Source organism: Heyndrickxia sp. FSL K6-6286 (assembly GCF_038630395.1).
Lineage (GTDB): Bacteria > Bacillota > Bacilli > Bacillales > Bacillaceae_C > Heyndrickxia > Heyndrickxia oleronia.
The window spans coordinates 952,075-974,875 of sequence record NZ_CP152029.1; the positions used below are offsets into that span (position 1 = coordinate 952,075).

The following is a 22,801-nucleotide window of genomic DNA, read 5'->3' on the forward strand; positions in this document are numbered from 1 at the left end:
AAGGAGTATGAATGATGTTTGATGGAATATTAGCAGGAATTGAAGTGGTCTTTAGTTTTCAAGGAATTCTATTCGTATTAATTGGTGTTATCGTTGGGACAGTTATTGGAATGATACCTGGTTTGGGACCGATAACGGCTATTGCGGTCATGATTCCAATTACTTATGGGATGGTGCCAGCTTTAGCACTGTTATTGATGGCTGGTGTTTATTATGGTGCTGCGTATGGGGGAGCAGCTTCGTCAATCCTATTAAATGCACCTGGTACATCTGAGGCAGTGGCAACAAGCTTTGATGGTTATCCAATGGCGAAGCAGGGGAAAGCTGGGAAGGCATTAGCAGTCGCAGCCATTTCATCTTTTATAGGTGGTACGATCAGTGTTATTTTACTTACTCTTTTGGCACCTACTCTAGCAAATGTCGCTATTTCGTTTGGACCACCTGCCTATTTTGCTCTTATGCTAATGGGTTTAACAGCTGTATCTAGTTTGTCCGACGGATCAACAATAAAAGCACTAATTTCTGCCACAATTGGCTTCATGATTGCAACGATAGGAATTGATTCACAGACTGGGACACCAAGATTTACATTTGGGAGTGCACATTTATTAGAAGGAATTGATTTCCTCGTCATTGCTCTTGGTTTATTTGCATTAGCAGAAGTATGCTCATTGATTATTAATCGAAAGGAAAAAGGGGCAGACACGAATAAAATTGGTAGTTTACGATTATCCAAACAAGAATTTCGTGAAATGTCTACAACAGCCGGGAAACAATCCTTTTTAGGATTCCTCATTGGCGTATTACCAGGTGCAGGGGGAACGATCGCCTCACTGCTTGCATATGTTTCCGAAAAAAAGATGAGTAAGAACCCAGAACAATTTGGGAAAGGTGCAATAAAAGGAATCGCAGCACCTGAGTCTGCTAATAATGCTGCATCTGGCGGTGCTTTTGTCCCATTACTAAGTTTAGGGATACCTGGTTCAGGGACAACGGCTGTGATGCTAGGTGCATTAATGGTGTTAGGGGTGCAACCAGGTCCATTATTAATTGGAGATCATCCCGATATTTTTTGGGGAGTTATTATAAGTATGTATATCGGGAATATTTTTCTATTAATATTGAATCTACCTTTAATCCCATATATATCAAAGATTTTAAAGGTTCCTCGTCCAATGCTCATTCCTTTAGTGATTGTGTTTTGCTTAATTGGTGTCTACGGAGTGAGTTTTAATACCTTTGATATGTTTTTACTTCTACTATTTGGAATCATTGGTTATGTGATGAGATTATTTCATTTTCCTGCCGCACCACTCCTATTAGCATTTATTTTAGGGGGAATGATGGAACAATCTTTCCGCCAATCCTTAACGATTTCAAATGGAAGTCTAGCAATCTTCTTTACTAATCCAATTTCCTGTGTACTTTTAATCATTGCACTTTTAGCATTTCTATTACCGATTTTAAAAACATGGAAAAGGAAAAAAGAAGATAATCAGTCATCACAGCAGAGTGCCTAATCATAATAGGAAGGGGTAATTGAATATGAAGGAATTAAACTCTGTAAAAGCTAAAACCGTTGATTCAGTTTTTGAGACGATCGCTAATTATGTTTTAGATAAAGAGATTACAAGTGACGTTGCTTTGGAGACTGCTCGATATGTTTTAATCGATAGCTTAGGCTGTGGTTTTTTGGCTTTAAGGTATCCGGAATGTACAAAGCATCTGGGGCCAATAGTACCTGGAACCATAGTTCCTAATGGAAGTCGTGTACCTGGCACTTCATTTGAATTAGATCCTGTCCATGCTGCGTTTAATATCGGGTGTATGATTCGATGGCTAGACTATAATGATACATGGTTAGCTGCTGAGTGGGGACACCCTTCTGATAATCTTGGGGGGATACTAGCGGTAGCTGATTACCTTAGCAGAACTCGGAAACGGGCTTTGAAGATGAGGGATATTCTTGTAGCGATGGTTAAAGCCCATGAAATACAAGGCGTGCTAGCACTGACTAATAGTTTAAATCGCCAGGGGCTGGATCATGTGTTATTTGTTAAAATTGCTACTACCGCAGTGGTTACTGGTATGCTTGGTGGTACAAAAGAAGAAATCATGAATGCAGTTTCGAATGCTTGGCTTGATAATTCTAGTTTGCGAACATACCGGCATTTTCCAAATACGGGATCTCGGAAATCCTGGGCCGCAGGTGATGCGACAAGTAGAGGTGTTCGATTAGCTTTTATGGCATTAAAGGGAGAAATGGGTTATTCGTCAGCACTCTCTGCCCCTCATTGGGGATTTCAGGATGTGTTATTTGATGGAAAAGAGATAACCCTTAGCCGAACACTTGATTCTTATGTTATGGAGAATATTTTATTTAAAATTTCCTATCCGGCAGAATTTCACGCGCAAACGGCTGCTGAATGTGCGATTCGATTGCATCCGATTGTGAGAGATCGACTGGATGAGGTAAATAAAATTGTCATTGATACTCAAGAATCGGCGGTTCGTATTTTAGATAAGAAGGGACCGCTACATAATCCTGCTGACAGAGATCATTGTCTTCAATATATTACGGCAATAGGACTAATATATGGAACGATAAATGCTGATCACTATGAAGATGAAACAGCACAGGACCAACGGATTGATCAACTACGTGAAAAAATGGAGATCGTCGAAAATAAACAATATAGTATTGATTACTTAGATCCAAATCTTCGTTCGATTGCTAATGCTGTGCAAATTTATTTTAAGGATGGATCAGTTAGTGAAAAAATTGAATGTCAATATCCAATTGGACATCCGTTTAGAAGGGATGAGGGAGTTCCCTTACTAATTAAGAAATTTCAGGATAACTTGGAAACCTGCTTTCCCATAAAACAAGTTCAAGAGATTATGAGCATCTGTATGGATTCATCGGTGTTAATTGATTATCAGGTAGATGAATTTATAAGCAAGCTATTGATCTAATTTGTTACACATTGAAAGAAGGGATTATTGATGTCATGGTTAATAGATCAAGAATTAAGTCAGCAGGAGCTTTCAGACCGATTTCGTAAACAAATGCTAGAACCTTCTATTTTACAAATTCCTGGTGCATATGATGGACTAAGTTCACTAATTGCTAAGAAAATAGGATTTAAGGTGCTTTATTTATCGGGAGCAGCTTATACTGCCAGCAGAGGTTTGCCTGATTTAGGAATGATTCATTCTGAGGAATTGGCTGCTCGTGCGAAAGATATTATTCGTGCCTCAAACTTACCACTACTTGTTGATATTGATACAGGGTTTGGGGGGATTTTAAATACGGCGAGAACCGCAAGAGAAATGGTTGAATCCAGAGTGGCTGCCATTCAAATTGAGGATCAAGAATTACCAAAGAAATGTGGTCATCTGAATGGAAAGGAATTAGTAAGCATCGAGGAAATGGTTCAAAAAATTAAAATTATTAAAGAAGTAGCTCCCTCTCTAGTTATTATCGCAAGAAGTGATGCAGCTTCAGTTGAAGGGATTAATCGTTTAACTGAAAGGGCAAATGCTTATATTGAAGCAGGTGCTGATGCAATTTTTCCAGAAGCATTGGCAACGGAAGAAGAGTTTAAAAAAGTTAAACATTCACTTCAAATTCCTTTATTAGCGAATATGACTGAGTTTGGTAAAACTCCCTACTATACAGCAACGGAATTTGAAGACTTTGGATACAGTATGGTGATCTATCCCGTAACATCACTAAGGGTAGCGTCCAAGGCGATTGAACAGGTATTTACTAATATATTGAAGGATGGGACACAAAAGAATTCTGTATATGCCATGCAAACAAGGAAAGATCTTTATGATACGATACAATATTTTGAATTTGAAAAGCTAGATGAAAAAATTGCTCAAACAATCCTCTCTGATGATTAATCAGATGGAAGGATAAAGAAAGTGTGGGATAAGTCTCCCACACTTTCTTAATTTAAGACTATTTTCTGCTTTTGTGTAAACCTTACTGCCGACTATTACACCAGCGGATCTGATGAAGTTTTGCAGCAGCTCTTTTCACAGTGGAATGGGTTTGACGGTCTTTAACCCAATTTTACTTAGTTAAAACGTTACCTAAATAGCGACAATGTTTGAGAAAAGAGCCTTATTTAAATAAATTAATACTTGTTATGATAATCGGCATGGCAAATACATCAATTAAGAACGCCCCAACAATTGGAACAACTAGAAATGCTTTACGTGATGGACCGAATTGTTCAGTAATGGCGGACATATTGGCCATAGCATTAGGGGTTGCACCTAGTCCGTGTCCAGTAAAGCCACCAACCATTACAGCGGCATCGTAGTTTTTTCCAAGTAATTTAAATAGAACAAAGATACCTAAAAGGACAATGAAAATAACTTGGACAAAAACGATGATGACCATTGGTAAGGCAAGTCCTGTTAATTCCCATAATTGAATGCTCATTAGCGCCATGGAAAGGAAGATTCCTAATGTTACATCACCAATTAGATTGATACTGGTCATATCAATTACTTCATTGTTTACTTTATCGATAATGTTCCGAACAATCACAGCGACAAACATTGCACCCACATAGTTTGGTAATACGAAGCCTGTTGCATTGGAGAATAATTCCCCTAGATAAGAACCTGCCGTCATACAGAACGTAATGATGAGAATTTGGGCAATAAATTTCTTCGAGTGAATCCCATTTGATTCAGAATTAGCATCCATTGCTGCTGCTACTTCATCATTAGCATCAACCTCAGTTGGTTTAAGATTATATTTTGAGATTAAATATTTTACGGTTGGCCCACCTACTAATCCTCCAGCAATAAGACCGAATGTTGCAGCTGCAAGTCCTACAGATAAGGCAGAATTGACCCCTAGTCCCTCGATAGTTCCACCGAATGCTGTTGCTGCACCATGACCTCCTTCCATGGATACTGCACCAATCATTATTCCTAATAACGGTTCAATTCCAAGAACCTTTGCCAATGATATACCAATAAGATTTTGGCACAAAGCTAAGACGCCACAAGCTAACCAGTAAATAACCAGTAGCTTACCCCCAAGTTTCACTAGCTTAAAGCTTGCACCTAAACCGACTGTGGTAAAGAATGTCAACATGAATAGGCTTTGTAAAGAAGTATCTAAGGTGATTTTCATTAGTCCTGTTTGTCTTAAAACCGTAACGAGAATGGCAAATAAGAGTCCACCTACAACAGGGGCTGGTATACAGAACTTTTTTAAGAAGTTTATCTTTTTTATTAGTAGTCCTCCTAGCATTAGTAAAGCTACAGCTAGAAAGATAGTGGTAATTTGATTTAATTCCAAGTTCATACTATCCCTCCAATTTTAATGTTATTCGTGAAAGTGAATGAGAGATTCATTGATTAATTGTGCCGCTAATGTCACAGTTTTATTATTCTCATCAACAACAGGGTTTACTTCTGAAACATCGAAGGAAAGAACCTTTTCTTTCGCAACAATATGTCTAATTAAATCTCTTACCGTTTTGGGATGCAGTCCAAACGGGGATGGTGCACTAACTCCTGGAGCATAGGCTGCACTAATTACATCCGTACATAAAGTTAGGATGATTTTGTCATGTTGATTGATAAAATCATCAATTCTTCCTAAAGAGAGAGCCAGTTCGGATGTTACCTCTTCTTCAGAGATATGTTGTACATGATACTTTTTGGCTGTTTCAAAAAGTGCTTTTGTGTTTCCTTGCTGTTGAATGCCCACACACAGGTAGCTGGATTTTGAATCAGCATCTAAAATTTGCTTAAACATTGTACCAGAGGAGGTTGTCTCGTCATATGGCCTCATATCAAAGTGGGCATCAATATTAATGATTCCTAATGTTTCATCGGGGCCGAGATAGTTTCTTGCACCTAAATAATGTCCATAGAAGGTTTCATGGCCGCCACCAAGGATAATTGGGGTAATACCTTTACGATAGAGGACGGTGGCTGCTTGTCCTAGTTCACTTTGCGCCTTTTCAAGTTGTTCCTCTTCGCATTGAATCGTCCCTACATCAACTACAGTTGTTGAATTGGAAAGATGCCAAGGCAACTTTGCAAGAGCTTGTTTAAGTAGATTAGGAGCTTTGGCAGCGCCTAAGCGTCCTTGATTACGTCTAACTCCTTCATCACAACTAAAGCCAATCAATCCAAAGATTTTCTGTCCTTTTGAAGCGGTGGAAAGGGAGGAAGGTGTATCTAGTTTAACCTGTTGGTGTAGACGGAAACTAAGTGGATCAGTGTGACTATCGACTCTACCATTCCAGTGATCGGAAGAAGGCTGAATATACATATGTCTCACTCCTGTTAAAATTCAGAATTATATCTATATACCAATTATAACCGCTTTCATTTATAATTACTAATACATAATAATAATAGATTTATAGTTTGAATCTATAAGTGGGGGAGGAGAACATGGAGATCCGTCAATTAAGGTATTTCATAACAGTTGTTAAGGAACAAAGCTTCTCAAAGGCTGCGAAACTTTTACATATATCACAGCCATCTTTAAGTAATGCAATAATGAAATTAGAGAAAGAGGTTGGGATCAAGCTATTAGAACGGAATACTCGAGGTCTTTCATTAACGGATGCCGGGCAAATTTATTTTTTTAGGGCTGAAGAGCTAATAAGATCGCTAGAAAATACACATAAAGAGCTTGAAGAAGTGAAGCAAATTGGTAATGGGAAAATTAGTATTGGATTAATTGAATCATCAATGTTTTGGTTTCCTAAAGTGATTAAAAAGTTTAAAAAAAGCTTTCCTAAAATAGAATTTAAACTAAAGGAAATATTAGGGGAGAAACAGGTTATTCAATCCCTAATCGACTATGACATTCATTTTGCCGTAACGAATCAGCCTCTCAGTCATGAGGAAATTCAACTTAATCCCATCTATGATGAGAGGTTCATTCTCTTAACACATGAAGAGGATGAGTTGAATACAAAGGAACGGATTACCATTCCAGACTTAGCAAACCGAGATTTCATTATCTGCTCTGCTGGATTTCAAACGAGAGAAAATGTATTACAAGCATTTGCAAATGAACAGGTGACCCCTAAGGTAATGTATGAAATCGAGCGTTTCGAAACAGCTTGTAGCTTAATTGAACAAGGTTTAGGAATCACATTTTTGCCGGAAAGCTATATCAAGCATATCCATACATCTAAGATTGCTACTCATACGATACACTCGGATTTTTTAAAACGGACGGTTTACCTTGCATATTTAAAAGATAGGCATCTTTCTCCAGCAGTGCATGAATTAATGGGAAGGGTGGAGAGATTTTTTTAAAGCAATAATTGGTGGGACAACAGAACCGACCCTTTGTCCCAAAGAGAGGAGAACATATGGAGCGTTCAGAAAAGATTTTTTTAGATTATGTGAATGATAAGGAGTTAAATCAATCGGAGAGGGATATTCTTGCTTTTCTTATTGAGAAGAGGTTTGTTGGTGGTCCGTTAAGTATTCGGAAGGCGGCGGATGAGTTGTTTGTTTCGACGACTTCGATTATTAGGCTTTGTAAAAAGCTTGGATTCAGCGGGTATAGTGAATTTATTTATCATTTAGGATTAAAGGTTTCTAATTTACCTGAACATATGTCGGAATCTGTTGTGGGTATTCATCAACCGTTGGAGGATAAAGTATCAGAGTTTATTCAACATTATCATTTAACCTTTCATTCGATTGATGAAACTCATATTCAAGCGTTTTTACATGAAATCGAAAAGCATAGAAAGATTTATTTCTATGGGGCAGGGTTTTCTACAATATTTTCCGATTATTTAGCGAAGAAGCTAGAGTTATTTGGTTATTATGTTTCGAATGCCTCTACTAGTGATAGCAGGGCATTATTTTTTAATAATATTCAAAAATACAATTTATTAATTGTCTTTTCGCGGTCTGGTGAAACAAATAAAGTAATAGAAAAAGTAAAAATCGCAAAGGATAATGGATTGAAGACGGTCCTATTTACTGGAAATAATAAAAGTACAACAGCTCAACTTGCTGATATTGTTTTTCAAGTATTAGACCCAACGATCGAGTCACAACAAGAATTTCAAGTGACTTCCTATGAATCAAACATGTTTATGCTTATTGATATCATTCTAACTTTAGCGATTAAACAAGGGATTATCACTGAATTTTAAATAGCTATTAATGAGATGTAACATGTTACGATATTTGTTCACATTGTACAGAATCGCCGTTTTCCCTTTCGTGAGTAGGAAAACGGCATTATACTGTGAATGTAATTGATAGCGTTTACTTGTTGAAAGGAAGGTTGCGAATGAAAAGGGTCTTGAATGGTCTTCAACTTTTTGGAAAATCATTATTTGCACCTATATTACTTTTACCGATTATAGGGCTGTTTATAGCCTTTGGTAATGTATTTGGAAATGGGAACTTAGCAGAATATATTCCCTTTTTAAAACATCCATTTATACAGAATATTGGACAGTTTATTTCAGGATCGGCCGTTTCGATTCTTCAAAACCTAGCCTTAGTTTTCGCCGTTGGGATCCCCATTGGATTGGCGAAAAAGGATAAAGGGTATGCGGCTTTAACTGGCTTAGTTTCTTTCGTTATTTTCATCAATGCCATGCATCAAGTACTGAAATTAGCAAATCGTCTAGTACCAACTGAGTCTATGCAATCTTCTGGGCAAGCCATGGTATTGAATGTTCAAGTGCTTGAAATGGGTGTATTTTCTGGTATTTTAATCGGGGCTTTGGTAGGAATTTTACACAATAAATATTGTGATACAAAATTTAAAGGCGTTATGCAAATTTATTCTGGTCATCGCTTTGTCGCTATTCTGGCCATTCCAAGTGCGATGATTTTAGGCGTATTGGCCGCTGAATTTTGGCCATTTGTTCAAAATGGAATTACAGCATTAGCCATTGGTATTAAAAGTTTAGGGTCTTTTGGCTTCTTAGTATATGGCTTCTTAGAACGAATTTTAATCCCTACTGGTCTGCATCATCTTGTATATACACCATTTTTATATACAGAATTAGGTGGAACAGAACAGATAGGCAAAGATATCGTCTATGGGGCAAGAAATATTTACTTTGCTGAAATGGCAGATAAAAGTATTCCAGTGTTAAGCAGCACTGTAAACTGGGATGCCCGTGGATTAAGTAAAATGTTTGGACTAATGGGTGCTGCAGTAGCGATGTACGTGACTGCAAAAAAGGGAAAAAAATCAATGGCGAAAGCGGTTTTATTACCTGCAGCGGTTACTTCCTTCTTATTGGGTGTAACGGAACCAATCGAATTTGCGTTCATGTTTGTTGCTCCTGTACTATTCGTTGTTCATGCAGTTTTAGCTGGTACAGGTATGATGCTGTTAAGTCTGTTAGGTGTCCATGCAATTGGGGCAAATGGTTTTATTGATTTCTTACTTTATAACCTGCCATTAGGAACAACAAAATCCAATTGGCCGATGTTTATATTAGTCGGATTGTTTATGTTTGCACTTTACTTCATTATATTTCGCTTCTTAATTTTAAAATTGAATTTAAAAACACCGGGGCGTGAAGATGATACAGACCTTGCAGTAGAGCAGATTCCAGTTCAATCAACTAATAAGACGACGGAAAAAGAGAAGGCTTCCTCTCCAGTTGGGCAGACAATTATTACTGCTTTGGGTGGAAGTGAAAATATTGAGAACGTTGATAATTGTTATACAAGATTAAGGCTTGTATTGAAAAATCCAGATATTGTGGACGAAAACCTATTGAAACAAACAGGCTCAAAAGGTGTGATCAAGTCTGGTAATAATGTTCAGGTTGTTTACGGATTAAATGTTAAATCTGTTCGGGATCAAGTAGATAGTAGCTTAGGAGGAATATAAGATGAAAACATATAAATTAGCGATAGCTGGTGGCGGTAGTACGTATACTCCTGGAATTGTAAGAAGTTTAATGGATAGATTAGAAGATTTGCCGTTATCTGAATTAAGATTTTACGATATTGATGGGGAGCGTCAATCAAAGGTAGTAATTGCTGCCAAAGCAGTCATTTCTGAATATACTGATCGTATCAACATAGTGGAAACAACAGACCCACAAATTGCCTTCGATGATGTAGATTTTGTTTTTGCCCAAATGAGGGTGGGGAAATATGCAATGAGAGAGCTTGATGAAAAGATTCCCCTTTCCCACAATGTTGTCGGTCAAGAAACATGTGGACCTGGTGGATTAGCCTATGGATTAAGAACGATTTTCCCAATGGTTGAATTAATTGATTTTGTTGAAAAATATGCTAAGCCTTCCTGTTGGATTGTGAATTACTCTAACCCAGCTTCCATCGTTGCAGAAGGTGTTCGTAAATTAAGACCCCATGCTAGAGTCATCAATATTTGCGATATGCCAGTTGCTACAATGCGCAATATGAGTGCCATTCTTGGTGTCGAGAGAGAAGAGCTAGAGGTGGATTATTTCGGATTAAATCATTTTGGATGGTTTACGAAAGTGAAAGTAGACGGAGTAGATCGTCTTCCAGAATTACGGGAGCATATCTATCAATATGGATTATTGACAGAGGATGTTTCGAAAATTGATTATCGTCATGCAGATTCATCATGGATTAAAACCTTTAAAAATATTAAATTAATAATGGATTACTTCCCAGACTATATTCCAAATCCATATTTACAATATTATTTCTTCCCAGATTATATCGTCGAAACTTCGAATAAGGAATATACACGAGCAAATGAAGTGATGGATGGCCGCGAGAAATCATTGTTTGAAACAGTTAAGAATTATGAAGAAACTGGAGTTTTAGCTGATGAGTTTCATGTAGGTGTCCATGGAATCTTTATCGTAGATGTAACCGTTTCACTTGCAAAAAACTTAGCAAAGAGATATCTTGTAATGGTAGAAAATAACGGAACCATTCCAAACTTACCGGCTAATGCGATGGTTGAGGTTCCATGCTTAATTACAAGTAAAGGGCCTGTTCCAGAATATGTAGGAGAAATTCCTTATTTCCATCAGGCAATGATTGAACAACAGTTAGCATCTGAAAAAATCTTGGTTGAGGCAATTACAGAAGGTTCTTATGAAAAGGCGTTACAAGCATTTACACTAAATAAAACATTCCCATCTGCACGCGTAGCTAAAGCGGTGTTGGATGACTTAATTGAAGCCAATAAAGATTATTGGCCAACACTAAATAAAAAGTATAAAGAAGGCGTCTTGATTTAAGAGTGATACAAAAGAGGTTCCTCTAATGGAACTTCTTTTTCTCCTAGGCTCTTTTCTCAAGTATTGTTGCTATTTAAGTGAAGTTTTAACGAGTAGCGATCAGATGAAGACCGCTACACCTTTCATTTTACTGCGAAAAAAGCTACAAACTATACGAAAACAGCCCTTTCCGATAAGGCTTTTTTCTAACATATATAGCCTTCCTACCACTAAAAAAAGGTATATTCGGGGGAGTCTAATAAGACTTTTTTGATTGTTCTACACTATCAAAAAAATAAAAGTTATAGAAAAGAGCAGAAGTTCGCTTCAAGTTATATGAGAAAAAGCCTCCTATAACCAAGAAAATAATAATGGGAGTGAGAAAATTGTTTTTTAAGAAAAATAAAACAAAGAGTAATGTGATCATATCAAGCCCTCTCAATGCAAAAATAATTCCATTGGAGGATGTACCAGATCCAGTTTTTTCTCAGAAAATGATGGGGGATGGCTTTGCATTTATTCCAAATAACGGAAAGGTCCTTGCACCGATTGATGGGACCGTTACACAGGTATTTCCGACTAAACACGCTATTGGAATGGAAACGAAAGAAGGAGTAGAGATCCTTTTACATCTCGGCTTAGATACAGTTGAATTAAATGGAGAAGGATTTGAGATCACGGTAAAAGCTGGAGATAAGATTCATACGAATGACAGTTTAGGCACATTTGATCTAGCGTATCTCAAGGAAAAAGGTAAAGAAACGACAACAGTTCTTGTCTTTACAAACTTTGATGAGAAAATCTCTGAGCTCAAAAGGTATGATTCCGATGATGTTAATGCGGGAGCTCAAATAGGGGAATTGGTTCTTAAATAAATAGAATAAAAGTTGAGTAGGTTGTTCCGATTAAGGAGCAACCTATTTTTCTTTTATACAAACAAAATTACAATCTCATATTAATCAATGATTAATTTTTTTTAAATAAAAATTAGTACAGTTGTAAGGGGAATTTTTCATAGTTATAATTATTTTAAATAATTTTTGATTTTAAAATTAAAATAATTTTACAAAAAACATTATGGTAGTTTACCAGTAATGTGGACTTGGAGCTGCTATCCTAGCACAAGCTATATTAATAATGTTTTAGTGAAAGAGGAGAAATGAACATGGGGTATGACATATTAATAGAAGAAACTAGAGCAGGATTGGTTGAGAATAAACACTTCGGCATCATTTGTGGCATAAATGAGATGAAAAAACAGATCTATCAAGTTGGAGACTCACAACAAGAAGTATTTTTTCGATCTGCAGCAAAACCGATTCAAGCCTTACCACTATTTTTAACAAATATTATAGAAAAATATAATATTACAGAGGAAGAGGCAGCCTTATTCTCTGCATCACATCGTGGAGAATCTTACCATATCAATGCTCTTGAATCGTTATTAAACAAATTGCCAGTTGTGGAAGAAGATTTATTCTGCCCGCCTTCCTATCCATTAAATATAGAACCGAGAGAAAAAATGATTGGCGAGGGAAAGACAAAAAGAAGACTCTATCATAATTGTTCAGGGAAGCATATAGGATTTGTGGCTGTTTGCCGTGAACTAGGATATCCAGTTGCTAATTATTGGGAGCAGGATCATCCTCTTCAGCAGCATATCGTACAAATTTTATCGACATTATCTGAAGTTCCTATTTCAGAAATTAAAGTTGGAATAGATGGTTGTGGTGTTCCTGTCTTTGCGATTCCATTACATTCCATGGCACTAACATATTTGAAATTCGCATGTCCAGATTTGATTGATGATTCTGGATTAAAAGCTGCTGTTGTTAAATTAACACGTACGATGAATCATCAGTATAACATGATTGCCTCTGAACACTTTATTTGTTCGATTCTATTACAAGATCCTAATATAGTAGCAAAAGGTGGTGCCCAAGGTGTTTATGGCTTTGGTTTAAAAAACGAACGAATTGCCTTTGCTTTAAAGGTAATCAATGGATCGGAAGAAGTATGGCCAAACATCGTTGCATCCATTCTTGAACAAATCGACTATAAAAATAAAGAGACAATTCACAAACTTAGAATGTTAAAACCCTCCATTGTCAAAAATGATTCAGGCATAGAGGTAGGAACAATTAAAGAGACATTCACACTTTAAAGGGGACAGAGGGGGACAGAGGGACGGTTCTCTTGTCCCAAAATTCGGGACAGCGGAACCGACCCCCTGTCCCTCCCCCTGTCCCTTCTTAATTATAAAACTATTTAAAAAAGTTTGACTGTGTGGAATAATTATATTATTATTCTATTTATTCAATATATTGCGTATCGCAAATGAGAGTAAATACATCCTAGGAAGAGAAGTGAATCTTATGTCGCAAATGTTAGCTTTAGTCATTCTTTTATTGATCTTGTTTATTGGGGACCTAGTTGCTGTTCGGACGAAAGCATGGGTACCCTCTATTTTTATCTGTGCGGTCCTTTTTCTTATTGGATATTGGACATTTTTTCCACAAGATATTGTAGCTATATCTGGAGTGCCCCCGGTGGTAGCTACAATGATGATGTATTTATTAATTACGAACATGGGGACCTTGTTATCGCTTCAGGAACTAAAGAATCAATGGAAAACGATTGTTATTGCTCTTTCAGGGATTATTGGAATTATTGTTCTGTTATTTATCGTTGGATCCCTTCTATTTGGATTTAAGACCGTTGTTGTAGCTATTCCACCTTTAGTGGGTGGGGTTGTATCTGCCCTAATCATGTCAGAAGGTGCAAAGGAAGTGGGACTTGCTTCTCTATCCGTTTTTGCGATTGTTATCTATGTGATGCAGGGATTTGCTGGTTATCCACTTACATCTATTATGTTGAAAAAAGAAGGGAAGCGTCTTTTGAAACAATATCGAAGTGGACAATTGAAGGTAAAGGAGGAAGCTTCCTCAGAGGTAGCTGCTACAGCAGAACATAGAATGAAGGAACTTAAGCTATTTAAAAGATTACCAGAAAAATATAATACGGAATTTTTTAAGTTTTTCAGACTAGCCTTTGTTGCTTTCCTTGCTTATCAAGTTTCTACATTATTGGCACCTATTATTTCAATTAGTCCCTTTGTTCTTTGCTTACTTTTTGGTGTAATCGCAAAGAGCATTGGTTTTTTGGAAAAACAAGTGCTGCAAAAAGCAAATGGTTTTGGTTTTGCCATCGTTGCGTTAATGTTATTCATCTTTGATGGATTAAAACAAGCAACTCCAAGTATGATGCTTCAAATTTTATACCCACTGGTGGGATGTATAGTTATTGGTGTCGTTGGTATGTATATATTTTCATTTATTGCGGGTAAGTTTTTAAAAGTCAGCAAGGAAATGGCATTTGCAGTTTCTTTAACTGCCTTATATGGATTTCCTGCTGATTACATTATCACGAATGAAGTCATTAATTCACTAACTACTGATGAAAAGGAAAAAGAAATCCTAACAAGTCAGATGTTACCACCAATGCTTGTCGGAGGTTTCATTACGGTCACTATTGTATCGGTCATTTTAGCAGGAATATTTGTGAAGTTTTTATAGAATGGGGGAGATAGAAATGATAGATATTCAGGAACAAATCGAAAAACATCTACAGGAATTAAGTAAATACACCTCAACCCCAAATAAGGGAACGACGCGACTTACCTATAGTCAGGAAGACTTGGGAGCTAGAACGTATATAAAAGAAAAAATGTATGAATATGGGCTTAAAGTTCATGAGGATGGCTTTGGTAATATTTTTGGCAAGATGGAAGGGGCCTTGCAGGATGCACCTAGTGTTCTCATTGGTTCCCATTTTGATTCGGTTCCCCATGGTGGTAATTATGATGGACCGGCAGGAGTGGTAGCAGGCCTTGTTGTAGCTGAGCTTTTTTCAAAAAATCAGTTGATTCCCAAATATCCCCTAGAAATCATTGCCTTAGTGGAAGAAGAGGGAACAAGATTTGGTGGAGGATTGATGGGATCTCGAGGAATCGTTGGGTTATTAAGTGAACAGGATTTTTATCGTTTAAAAGATAAAGACGGGATTTCAACTGTAGAAGCGATGGAGAAAATCGGACTTGATCCTTCTTTTCCTAAAAGAAGGGACTCGAAAACAATGAAGGCCTATTTAGAATTACATATTGAGCAAGGGCCGATTCTGGAGGAAAAAAAGATTCCGATTGGTGTGGTGGAAACGATTGTTGGTCTTACTCAGTTAGAAATTACGGTTGATGGTCAAGCTGGACATGCAGGCACTACGCCGATGGAACATCGCGCTGATGCACTAGTAACTTCTGCAAAAATAATCGCAGAATTACCTACTATTGCAACGGAGGAAGGAGAGGGCTCGGTTATTACGGTAGGGAGTGTCGAGGTGTTTCCAAATGGAGCAAATGTAATCCCGAAAAAAACCGTATTTTCTGTAGATATTCGATCAGGGAAAGAAGAACATGTCCAGAACATGATTCGAAAGGTAAAGGAGCTAGTTTATTCGCATAACCAAAATAATATTCGGTTGTCTATTGAGCAGCTTTTATATATGCAGCCAAAATCAATGAATCCAGAGATAATTACTTTACTGAAACAAAAGAGTAGTGAATTAGATATACCTTATTACTCTATGAATAGTGGTGCAGGTCATGATGCGATGGTCTTTTCAGACTTTACAGCAGTCGGGATGCTTTTTGTCCCAAGTAAAAATGGACTTAGCCATTGTCCTGAAGAATGGTCGGATTCACGGGATTTAGCGAATGCAGTTCAAATCCTATACGAAGCAGCGAAGAATTTAACGGAGGTAGAAGTAAAATGATCCAAACAAAAATAAAAGAAGCGATAAAAAAATACAGTAACGAGCTTACAGATATTCGTCGAAAACTTCATAGTGAGCCTGAGTTATCTTGGCAAGAGGAGAAAACCACTGAATTTATTTGCCAGTATCTTGAACAACTAGGCATTGCTCATCGCAGAACAGAACCAACAGGTGTCATTGCTACAATTGAAGGCAAAAGGTCTGGAAAAACGGTTGCTTTACGGGGAGATATGGACGCCTTATCTGTGGAAGAATTAAATAAAGAACTATCATACGTATCAAAGGAAGAAGGAAAAATGCATGCTTGTGGTCATGATGCTCATACAGCCATGCTCCTTATCGCAGCCAAAGTACTTCAAGAGATGAAGGATGAATTGCCTGGAAATGTTAGATTGATCTTTCAACCGGCTGAAGAGGTGGCAGAAGGTGCTAGGGCTATGGTAAAGCAAGGGGCAGTAGATAAGGTGGATAATATTTTTGGGATTCATATATGGTCACAAATGCCGATTGGAAAAATTTCTTGTACACCAGGACCTTCTTTTGCATCCGCAGATCTTTTTAAAGTAACGTTTAAAGGAAAGGGCGGACATGGTGCAATACCGCATGATTGTATTGATACAGCAATTGTCGCGTCTTCCTTTGTAATGAATGTACAAACGGTGGTGTCTAGAACCATTGATGCGCAACATCCTGCTGTTCTTACAATCGGAAAAATGGTCGTTGGTACTCGATTCAATGTTATTGCAGAAAATGCAGTAATCGAAGGTACAGTTCGTTGTTTCGACCCTCAAACAAGGGATCATATTGAAAAACAGCTCCAGCATTATGCAGATCATGTAGCTAGTCTTTATGGGGCAACTGCAAGGGTGGAATACACTCGAGGAACACAAGCCGTGATTAATGATAAATACAGTGCCGATTTAGTGCAAAAGGTTGCTGCTACGGCATTTGGCGAGGAATCTCTATTTAGCGAAAAACCAACAATGGGTGGGGAGGATTTTAGCTTTTATCTAGATGAGGTTCCAGGTAGCTTTGCCTTAGTTGGCAGTGGGAATCCCGAAAAAGATACCCAATGGGCTCATCATCATGGGAAATTCAATATTGATGAAGATGCATTAGCCATTGGGGCAGAGCTATATGCTCAATATGCCTGGGTTTATTTAAACGAGTAACAGTATAAAGTCCATTCATTCTAAAAATGAGTGGACTTTTTTATGGAGAGGGGACAAGGGACCGGACCCCCCGTCCCCGAAATTGAATAAAGGGACAAGGAGGGACAAGGGACCGGATCCCCCGTCCCGAAATAAGGGACAAAGGAACCGACCCCCTGTCCCGTTGATTTATGGTAAAATAACAGATAATTATGTTTGGTGGATGGAGGATATGGTATGGGCTGGGAACGATCAGTTGAGAAGTGGTTAAGTGATGAAAGGCTAGATGGGAAATTGAAGGAGCAGTTAGTACAATTGATGGGAAATGACAGGGAGCTCGAGGATCGTTTTTACAAAAATCTTGAATTTGGTACAGGTGGAATGCGCGGGGAGCTTGGAGTAGGAACGAATCGTATGAATATTTATACCGTTCGAAAAGCAGCTGAGGGTTTAGCCTGTTATATCGAGGATCAGGGTGAATTGGCTAAACAACGTGGTGTGGTGATTGCCTATGATTGTCGTCACGGATCACCTGAATTTGCTTTAGAGATAGCGAGAACCATAGGGAATCATGGCATAAAAGTTTATTTGTTTAATGAGCTACATCCAACGCCGATACTTTCATTCGCAGTGAGATATTTGTATGCGTTTGCTGGTGTGATGATAACTGCTAGCCATAATCCGCCAGAATATAATGGCTTTAAAGTGTATGGTCCAGATGGTGGACAAATGCCTCCTCAAATGGCGGACGTGTTAGTTCAATATGTCAATCAAATAGAGAATGAATTGGAGATTGACGTAGCAGATGTGGCCGAACTTCTAGAGAAAGATCTATTAACATACATAGGGAAACAAGTGGACAATGTTTATATAAATGCGTTAACAAGTATTCAGCAGGATAAGAAACTGATACAATCTGTAGCGGATACTTTGAAAATTGTTTATACCCCATTACATGGAACAGGAAACATTCCTGTTCGTAAAGGACTTGAGGCTTTCGGCTTTCAAAATATTACTGTTGTTACAGAACAGGAGTTACCAGATGCTAATTTTTCAACGGTAACCTCTCCAAACCCTGAAGAGCATGAAGCTTTTGAATTAGCTATCAAATATGGAAAAGAAATGGATGCTGATCTTTTACTCGGAACCGATCCTGATACTGATCGTTTAGGAATTGCCGTAAAAAATCATGATGGGGAATATGAGGTGTTGACTGGGAATCAAACAGGTGCACTCATGCTTCATTATCTGTTAACGAAAAAGAAGGAGAATGGCATATTACCTGAAAATGGAGTATTCATTAAAACCATTGTAACTTCAAATATTGGACGCGAAATTGCAAAATCCTTTGGCATCCAGACAATAGATACATTGACAGGCTTTAAATTTATTGGAGAAAAAATGAAGGAATTTGAAGAAACGAAGGAGCATACTTTCCTCTTTGGATATGAAGAAAGCTATGGTTATTTAATAGGGGATTTTGTTCGGGATAAGGATGCAGTACAATCCGCCGTATTTGCTGCGGAGGTCGCGGCCTACTATAAAGCACAAGGTAAATCACTTTATGATGGATTATTAGAGATTTTTGATAGATATGGTTATTATAAAGAATCTTTACATTCACTAACCTTAAAAGGGAAAAAAGGAACGGAAAAAATCTCAGCAATATTAAATGCCTTTCGTAAAAATCCACCTGCACAGATTGCTGGCTTAAATGTGATTAAAGTAGAGGATTATCTTTCTAGTGAAAGCAGGAATCTCCAAACAATGGAGGTAAAAGAAATTACTTTACCACAATCAAATGTGCTGAAATTTACATTGGAGGATGGCTCATGGTTCTGTATACGTCCTTCTGGGACAGAACCAAAAGCTAAATTTTATTTTGGAGTAAAGGGATCATCTTTAAAGGAGAGTCAATGTTTAAATCAACAAATTCAAGAAGCAGTATTACAATTAGTAGAGAAAATGTAATTCAGAATGTTCTATTCAATTTTTTTGTTAAAAGAAATAGACAATCCCTTATAATCTATGTATAATTAATATATATTAATCTATATCTTCCACCGTGAAGGGGAGTAGCGTCAGGTTTCATACCTGAAACAAGGTCGTCATTACATGGATCGCATCCATCGGCTTTGTTGGCATAACATTGTGCTTAGCGAGACCTTTACCATTATTACTCATAATGGTAAAGGTCTCTTTTTATTTGCAAAAGCTTAGTTTTTAGCAAGGAAACTTTTAAAAACAGGAGGAGTTTTATGGAATTTTTAACAGCACTTCTATCAATTATTGTTATTGATCTAGTTCTAGCTGGAGATAATGCAATCCTCATTGGTCTTGCGGCAAGAAATTTACCAAAGCCACAGCAAAAAAAGGTAATTATCTGGGGTTCCGTGGGTGCGATCATCATTCGAATTATTGCAACACTCGCAGTTGTTTGGTTATTAAATATTCCAGGCTTACATTTAGTAGGTGGTCTTTTATTAGTGATTATTGCTTATAAATTACTAGTTGATGATAATGATCATGGTGATGTGCAGGCAGCAGGTAGTTTCTGGGCAGCTATCCGAACGGTTATTATTGCCGATGCTTTAATGGGATTAGACAATGTTTTAGCAGTAGCTGGTGCTTCCCACGGGAATATGTTACTTGTAATTATTGGACTTTTAGTATCAGTTCCAGTCGTTATGTGGGGGAGTACAATTATTATTAAATGGATTGAAAAGTTCCCGATCATTGTCACCATTGGTTCAGCAATCCTTGCTTGGACTGCATCGAAAATGATTGTAGCTGAGCCATTTCTAGCAGACTACTTTTCTAATGGATGGATTAAATACGGATTTGAGCTTTTAGTCATAGCTGCTGTTATTTTGGCAGGAAAGCTTAAACAAAAACGGGCAACACAGCGAAAAGAAAAAGAAATGTATGATGAAAAAGGATTTAGAAAAGTTGAATCACATTAAATACTAAGCTGAATATTGACACAAAAATGCCTGGAAATCCAGGCATTTTATATTTCCTGTTTTTAAGAGAAACGAGGATAATGGGTTTGATATTTCCCTAAACTTATACCCATTTTTTCATGCAATAGCGGAACGTGGTCATTTGATCACAGAAAAAGTGCTTTTAGTTACATAAAGCGGTTCTAGAGTCTGCTGACAGGAAAATAGGTTTAACTAACCGATTGTTTTAATAACATTCTTAAACCGAAAAAAGCTGCCCATGGAATTCCCTCAGGATTCATATGAAATCGAATCGGCCTATGTATGTCAGCAATGATGAGTGTTTTTTCATCACTTGCATATAATAGGAATTCTTTGTTTTCGATGTTTGCTTTTAAACCTTGTGTATCCAGATTTATTTGGAGACAGGTTCCTTCCTCTGATTGATAAGTCCCTAGAAATCTTCTTTGTTGCTCTTGAGATAACTCTATGGAAGGGTATGTAGTTCTTCTTTCTTCTATCGGTAAATTTAAAGCTGTATTGACTGCCTCTATCCAAATATCCTTAACAGATGCATCGGAAACATTTGTTAATATTGCCACGACTAAATCCTGCTCAGGGATAAAACCAAAATGCGAAGAGACTCCTGGCTGTCCTCCACCATGCTCTACAAGGGTCATCCCGTGATAATTTGGAGTGACCTCTAATGCATATCCATAATAAGAAGTTGTACTTAATGGCATATATGGTTTCCACATCTTATCTAGTTGTTTTTTCGTAATGATTGGAGGAACTTGGTTGAGAAATAATTCGCCATATTTAAGTAAATCAACGACATTAGAACGAATGCCCCCTCCTACTTCATAGTTTCCTAGAGGTGGCCAAGGATGAATCTCATAATCTCTCTTTTCTTCATTAAAAACATATGGCGTTGAAACATCCTCAAGTTTTTGCAGCTCTTCGATACTAAAAGTAGAACGATGAAGATGGAGAGGGGCTAAAATTTCCTCTGTCATATACCTTCTAAATAACCGTCCTGTAAGGCGCTCGATAATAGCGCCTAATAATAGGAAGGTATCATTACAATAGGAAATAAATTCACCAGGCATACCAAGTATGTCATGATTGGTTTCTGCCAAGTAGTTTAAGTGTTGATGGAAGTCGTTAAGTTCCTCTCTTCGCCTGATAGGGGCAAGTCCAGTTGAATGGGTTAATAGATGATGAATTTTAATTGAATCGATTGGCTGAATACATGATATTTGTAATTCTGGTAAGTAATCAATGACAGGATCATGAATCGATAGCAATCCTTCTTCTTCTAACTTCATAATTGCTAAAGCTGTAAAAGACTTAGTTACGGAGGCGATGCCGAAAATGGTTTTCGGAGTTACAGAATCACCTGATTCTAGATTTTTAACACCGAATCCTTTTTGATAAATCATTTTTCCCTTTTTACTAACTGCAATTGCACATCCTGGGACATGGTCGGTTTCCATCCGTTTTTTTAGTTTATTTTCAAATACTGTCCAGTTCATAAAATCCCTCCTTGTCTATTGTGCATCCATCATTGTAGAAGAAAATTTATAGGTTAAAATTCTTTTTACCGATTCATTGATTCGATCTTTGGAAAGTTTGTTTGTTTTAACGGCTTCGATCATTCCGCTGATGACTTCTTTTTGGCTATCAAATGTATGGCATACAAGCAAAAGGTCAGCACCTGCCTTTACAGCAGAATATCCTAATTCTTTATAAGAATAATATTTACTTACCGCACCCATTTCTAGGTCGTCAGTTACAACAATTCCCTTATAGCCTAATTTGTTTCTTAGTAGTTGCTGGATGATAATTGGTGAAAGACTAGCTGGATTTTCTTTATCGTAAGCGGGATATTTAATATGAGTAACCATGACAAAAAAATTCTGATGATTCACTTCTTCAATAATCTTTTTAAATGGATAAATATCATTATTTTCAAGATCAAGCTGATTCGCTTGAACGGCAGATGTATCCTTATGAGGGTCGATATTGCTTCGACCATTTCCAGGAAAGTGCTTTAAAGTAGCAATGATTCCTGATTTCGTAAAGCCAGCAATTACTTTCTCACCAAATTCCTTTGCTTTTTGAGGATCTTCCCCAAATGAGCGGCTATCTAGGTTCGACAAGTCTAAAACCGGTGCATAATTCACATTGATTCCCATTGCTTTTAGTTCTGATCCTGTTTGAACAGCAGTATTATATACTGTCTCTAAGTTTTTATTTCTAGCTAAATCTTGTTGGGATGGAATGGGTGAAACATGATCTCTCATTCTTACAATTTGTCCGCCTTCCTGATCAATGCTCACAATTAATGGAATCTGGTGGGTGTTTTCCAGTGCCAATCGTTGTAAATCACTCGTTAAATGAGTAACCTGATTAGGGGAATCCATATTCCGATCATAGAGAATAACCCCACCTACATGATAGTCCCGAATCATTGCTGTAATAAGGGAATCTGGTTGTTTCGTTTGAAACCCTACAATAACTAATTGTCCGACTTTTTCCTCAAGTGTCATTTGCTTTAATAAATGGTCTACCTTTTCTTCGATAGGGTCGTTTGACTTTTGGGTTGGCGTTGAAGCCTTTTCATTCTTTTTCACAGTACCGGAATCTTTTGTTTCAG

18 protein-coding genes are annotated in these 22,801 nt (G+C 37.4%); 14 read left to right on the plus strand and 4 right to left on the minus strand.

What is annotated here, in order from left to right:
* The first annotated feature begins 14 nt into the window (after positions 1-14).
* From MHI39_RS04900 to prpB, 3 genes are read left to right on the plus strand one after another with little or no spacing between them, the layout of a single operon-like run.
* Positions 15-1,520, plus strand: coding sequence for a tripartite tricarboxylate transporter permease (locus tag MHI39_RS04900; RefSeq protein ID WP_139254816.1), 1,506 nt, complete (start codon positions 15-17; stop codon positions 1,518-1,520).
* A gap of 25 nt (positions 1,521-1,545) precedes the next feature.
* A complete protein-coding gene (locus MHI39_RS04905) occupies positions 1,546-2,976 on the plus strand; it encodes a bifunctional 2-methylcitrate dehydratase/aconitate hydratase (protein ID WP_342540803.1) in 1,431 nt (476 codons plus the stop codon).
* Between the two features lie 30 nt (positions 2,977-3,006).
* Positions 3,007-3,912 (plus strand): methylisocitrate lyase, encoded by a 906-nt coding sequence (gene prpB / locus MHI39_RS04910; protein WP_342540804.1) that lies wholly within the window; start codon positions 3,007-3,009, stop codon positions 3,910-3,912.
* A gap of 223 nt (positions 3,913-4,135) precedes the next feature.
* On the opposite strand, the gene gltS is transcribed toward prpB, so the two are convergent.
* On the minus strand, positions 4,136-5,338 hold the full coding sequence (gene gltS / locus MHI39_RS04915) for a sodium/glutamate symporter (protein WP_342540805.1): 1,203 nt from the start codon (positions 5,336-5,338) through the stop codon (positions 4,136-4,138).
* 21 nt (positions 5,339-5,359) lie between these two features.
* On the minus strand, positions 5,360-6,316 hold the full coding sequence (hutG, locus tag MHI39_RS04920) for a formimidoylglutamase (RefSeq protein ID WP_342540806.1): 957 nt from the start codon (positions 6,314-6,316) through the stop codon (positions 5,360-5,362).
* Positions 6,317-6,441: 125 nt separating this feature from the next.
* On the opposite strand from hutG, the gene MHI39_RS04925 reads away from it, so the two are divergent.
* The 11 genes from MHI39_RS04925 (at position 6,442) to MHI39_RS04975 (ending at position 20,163) form a co-directional block, all read left to right on the plus strand.
* Positions 6,442-7,320 carry a LysR family transcriptional regulator gene (locus MHI39_RS04925; protein WP_342540807.1) on the plus strand — a complete coding sequence of 293 codons (879 nt, stop codon included), beginning with the start codon at positions 6,442-6,444 and terminating at the stop codon, positions 7,318-7,320.
* Positions 7,321-7,376: 56 nt separating this feature from the next.
* The gene (locus MHI39_RS04930) at positions 7,377-8,177 is read left to right on the plus strand and encodes a MurR/RpiR family transcriptional regulator (RefSeq protein WP_071975220.1); all 801 of its coding nucleotides are present in this window, start codon (positions 7,377-7,379) and stop codon (positions 8,175-8,177) included.
* A gap of 140 nt (positions 8,178-8,317) precedes the next feature.
* The gene (locus MHI39_RS04935; RefSeq protein WP_342540808.1) at positions 8,318-9,886 is read left to right on the plus strand and encodes a PTS transporter subunit EIIC; all 1,569 of its coding nucleotides are present in this window, start codon (positions 8,318-8,320) and stop codon (positions 9,884-9,886) included.
* Position 9,887: 1 nt separating this feature from the next.
* Positions 9,888-11,243: a 6-phospho-alpha-glucosidase gene (locus MHI39_RS04940; protein ID WP_342540809.1), complete on the plus strand. Its 1,356-nt coding sequence runs from the start codon at positions 9,888-9,890 to the stop codon at positions 11,241-11,243.
* Between the two features lie 365 nt (positions 11,244-11,608).
* Positions 11,609-12,097 carry a PTS glucose transporter subunit IIA gene (locus tag MHI39_RS04945; protein ID WP_158022176.1) on the plus strand — a complete coding sequence of 163 codons (489 nt, stop codon included), beginning with the start codon at positions 11,609-11,611 and terminating at the stop codon, positions 12,095-12,097.
* A 290-nt stretch (positions 12,098-12,387) separates the two neighbouring features.
* The gene (locus MHI39_RS04950) at positions 12,388-13,386 is read left to right on the plus strand and encodes an asparaginase (RefSeq protein WP_342540810.1); all 999 of its coding nucleotides are present in this window, start codon (positions 12,388-12,390) and stop codon (positions 13,384-13,386) included.
* A 211-nt stretch (positions 13,387-13,597) separates the two neighbouring features.
* The gene (locus tag MHI39_RS04955; protein ID WP_342540811.1) at positions 13,598-14,797 is read left to right on the plus strand and encodes a hypothetical protein; all 1,200 of its coding nucleotides are present in this window, start codon (positions 13,598-13,600) and stop codon (positions 14,795-14,797) included.
* A 16-nt stretch (positions 14,798-14,813) separates the two neighbouring features.
* On the plus strand, positions 14,814-16,049 hold the full coding sequence (locus tag MHI39_RS04960) for a Zn-dependent hydrolase (protein WP_342540812.1): 1,236 nt from the start codon (positions 14,814-14,816) through the stop codon (positions 16,047-16,049).
* Positions 16,046-17,221 carry an amidohydrolase gene (locus tag MHI39_RS04965; RefSeq protein WP_078109782.1) on the plus strand — a complete coding sequence of 392 codons (1,176 nt, stop codon included), beginning with the start codon at positions 16,046-16,048 and terminating at the stop codon, positions 17,219-17,221. Before MHI39_RS04960 ends, MHI39_RS04965 begins: the two co-directional genes overlap by 4 nt.
* A 216-nt stretch (positions 17,222-17,437) precedes the next feature.
* Complete coding sequence (locus tag MHI39_RS04970; protein ID WP_342540813.1) at positions 17,438-19,171, plus strand: phospho-sugar mutase; 1,734 nt, start codon at positions 17,438-17,440, stop codon at positions 19,169-19,171.
* Between the two features lie 287 nt (positions 19,172-19,458).
* A complete protein-coding gene (locus tag MHI39_RS04975) occupies positions 19,459-20,163 on the plus strand; it encodes a TerC family protein (protein WP_342540814.1) in 705 nt (234 codons plus the stop codon).
* Positions 20,164-20,372: 209 nt separating this feature from the next.
* Here MHI39_RS04975 and MHI39_RS04980 read toward each other — a convergent pair whose 3' ends face one another.
* Both MHI39_RS04980 and nagZ read right to left on the minus strand, forming a co-directional pair.
* On the minus strand, positions 20,373-21,677 hold the full coding sequence (locus MHI39_RS04980; protein ID WP_342540815.1) for a serine hydrolase domain-containing protein: 1,305 nt from the start codon (positions 21,675-21,677) through the stop codon (positions 20,373-20,375).
* 15 nt (positions 21,678-21,692) lie between these two features.
* Positions 21,693-22,778: a beta-N-acetylhexosaminidase gene (nagZ, locus tag MHI39_RS04985; RefSeq protein WP_342540816.1), complete on the minus strand. Its 1,086-nt coding sequence runs from the start codon at positions 22,776-22,778 to the stop codon at positions 21,693-21,695.
* Positions 22,779-22,801: the final 23 nt, after the last annotated feature.

Bases quoted from the DNA above. Each gene is read 5' to 3' on its own strand.
- MHI39_RS04950 (WP_342540810.1), top strand. From the start codon at position 12,388: ATGGGGTATGACATATTAATAGAAGAAACTAGAGCAGGATTGGTTGAG.
- MHI39_RS04980 (WP_342540815.1), bottom strand. From the start codon at position 21,677: ATGAACTGGACAGTATTTGAAAATAAACTAAAAAAACGGATGGAAACC.
- MHI39_RS04935 (WP_342540808.1), top strand. From the start codon at position 8,318: ATGAAAAGGGTCTTGAATGGTCTTCAACTTTTTGGAAAATCATTATTT.
- MHI39_RS04930 (WP_071975220.1), top strand. From the start codon at position 7,377: ATGGAGCGTTCAGAAAAGATTTTTTTAGATTATGTGAATGATAAGGAG.
- hutG (WP_342540806.1), bottom strand. From the start codon at position 6,316: ATGTATATTCAGCCTTCTTCCGATCACTGGAATGGTAGAGTCGATAGT.
- MHI39_RS04975 (WP_342540814.1), top strand. From the start codon at position 19,459: ATGGAATTTTTAACAGCACTTCTATCAATTATTGTTATTGATCTAGTT.
- MHI39_RS04905 (WP_342540803.1), top strand. From the start codon at position 1,546: ATGAAGGAATTAAACTCTGTAAAAGCTAAAACCGTTGATTCAGTTTTT.
- MHI39_RS04900 (WP_139254816.1), top strand. From the start codon at position 15: ATGTTTGATGGAATATTAGCAGGAATTGAAGTGGTCTTTAGTTTTCAA.
- MHI39_RS04925 (WP_342540807.1), top strand. From the start codon at position 6,442: ATGGAGATCCGTCAATTAAGGTATTTCATAACAGTTGTTAAGGAACAA.
- gltS (WP_342540805.1), bottom strand. From the start codon at position 5,338: ATGAACTTGGAATTAAATCAAATTACCACTATCTTTCTAGCTGTAGCT.
- MHI39_RS04970 (WP_342540813.1), top strand. From the start codon at position 17,438: ATGGGCTGGGAACGATCAGTTGAGAAGTGGTTAAGTGATGAAAGGCTA.
- MHI39_RS04965 (WP_078109782.1), top strand. From the start codon at position 16,046: ATGATCCAAACAAAAATAAAAGAAGCGATAAAAAAATACAGTAACGAG.
- prpB (WP_342540804.1), top strand. From the start codon at position 3,007: ATGTCATGGTTAATAGATCAAGAATTAAGTCAGCAGGAGCTTTCAGAC.
- MHI39_RS04955 (WP_342540811.1), top strand. From the start codon at position 13,598: ATGTCGCAAATGTTAGCTTTAGTCATTCTTTTATTGATCTTGTTTATT.
- MHI39_RS04960 (WP_342540812.1), top strand. From the start codon at position 14,814: ATGATAGATATTCAGGAACAAATCGAAAAACATCTACAGGAATTAAGT.
- MHI39_RS04940 (WP_342540809.1), top strand. From the start codon at position 9,888: ATGAAAACATATAAATTAGCGATAGCTGGTGGCGGTAGTACGTATACT.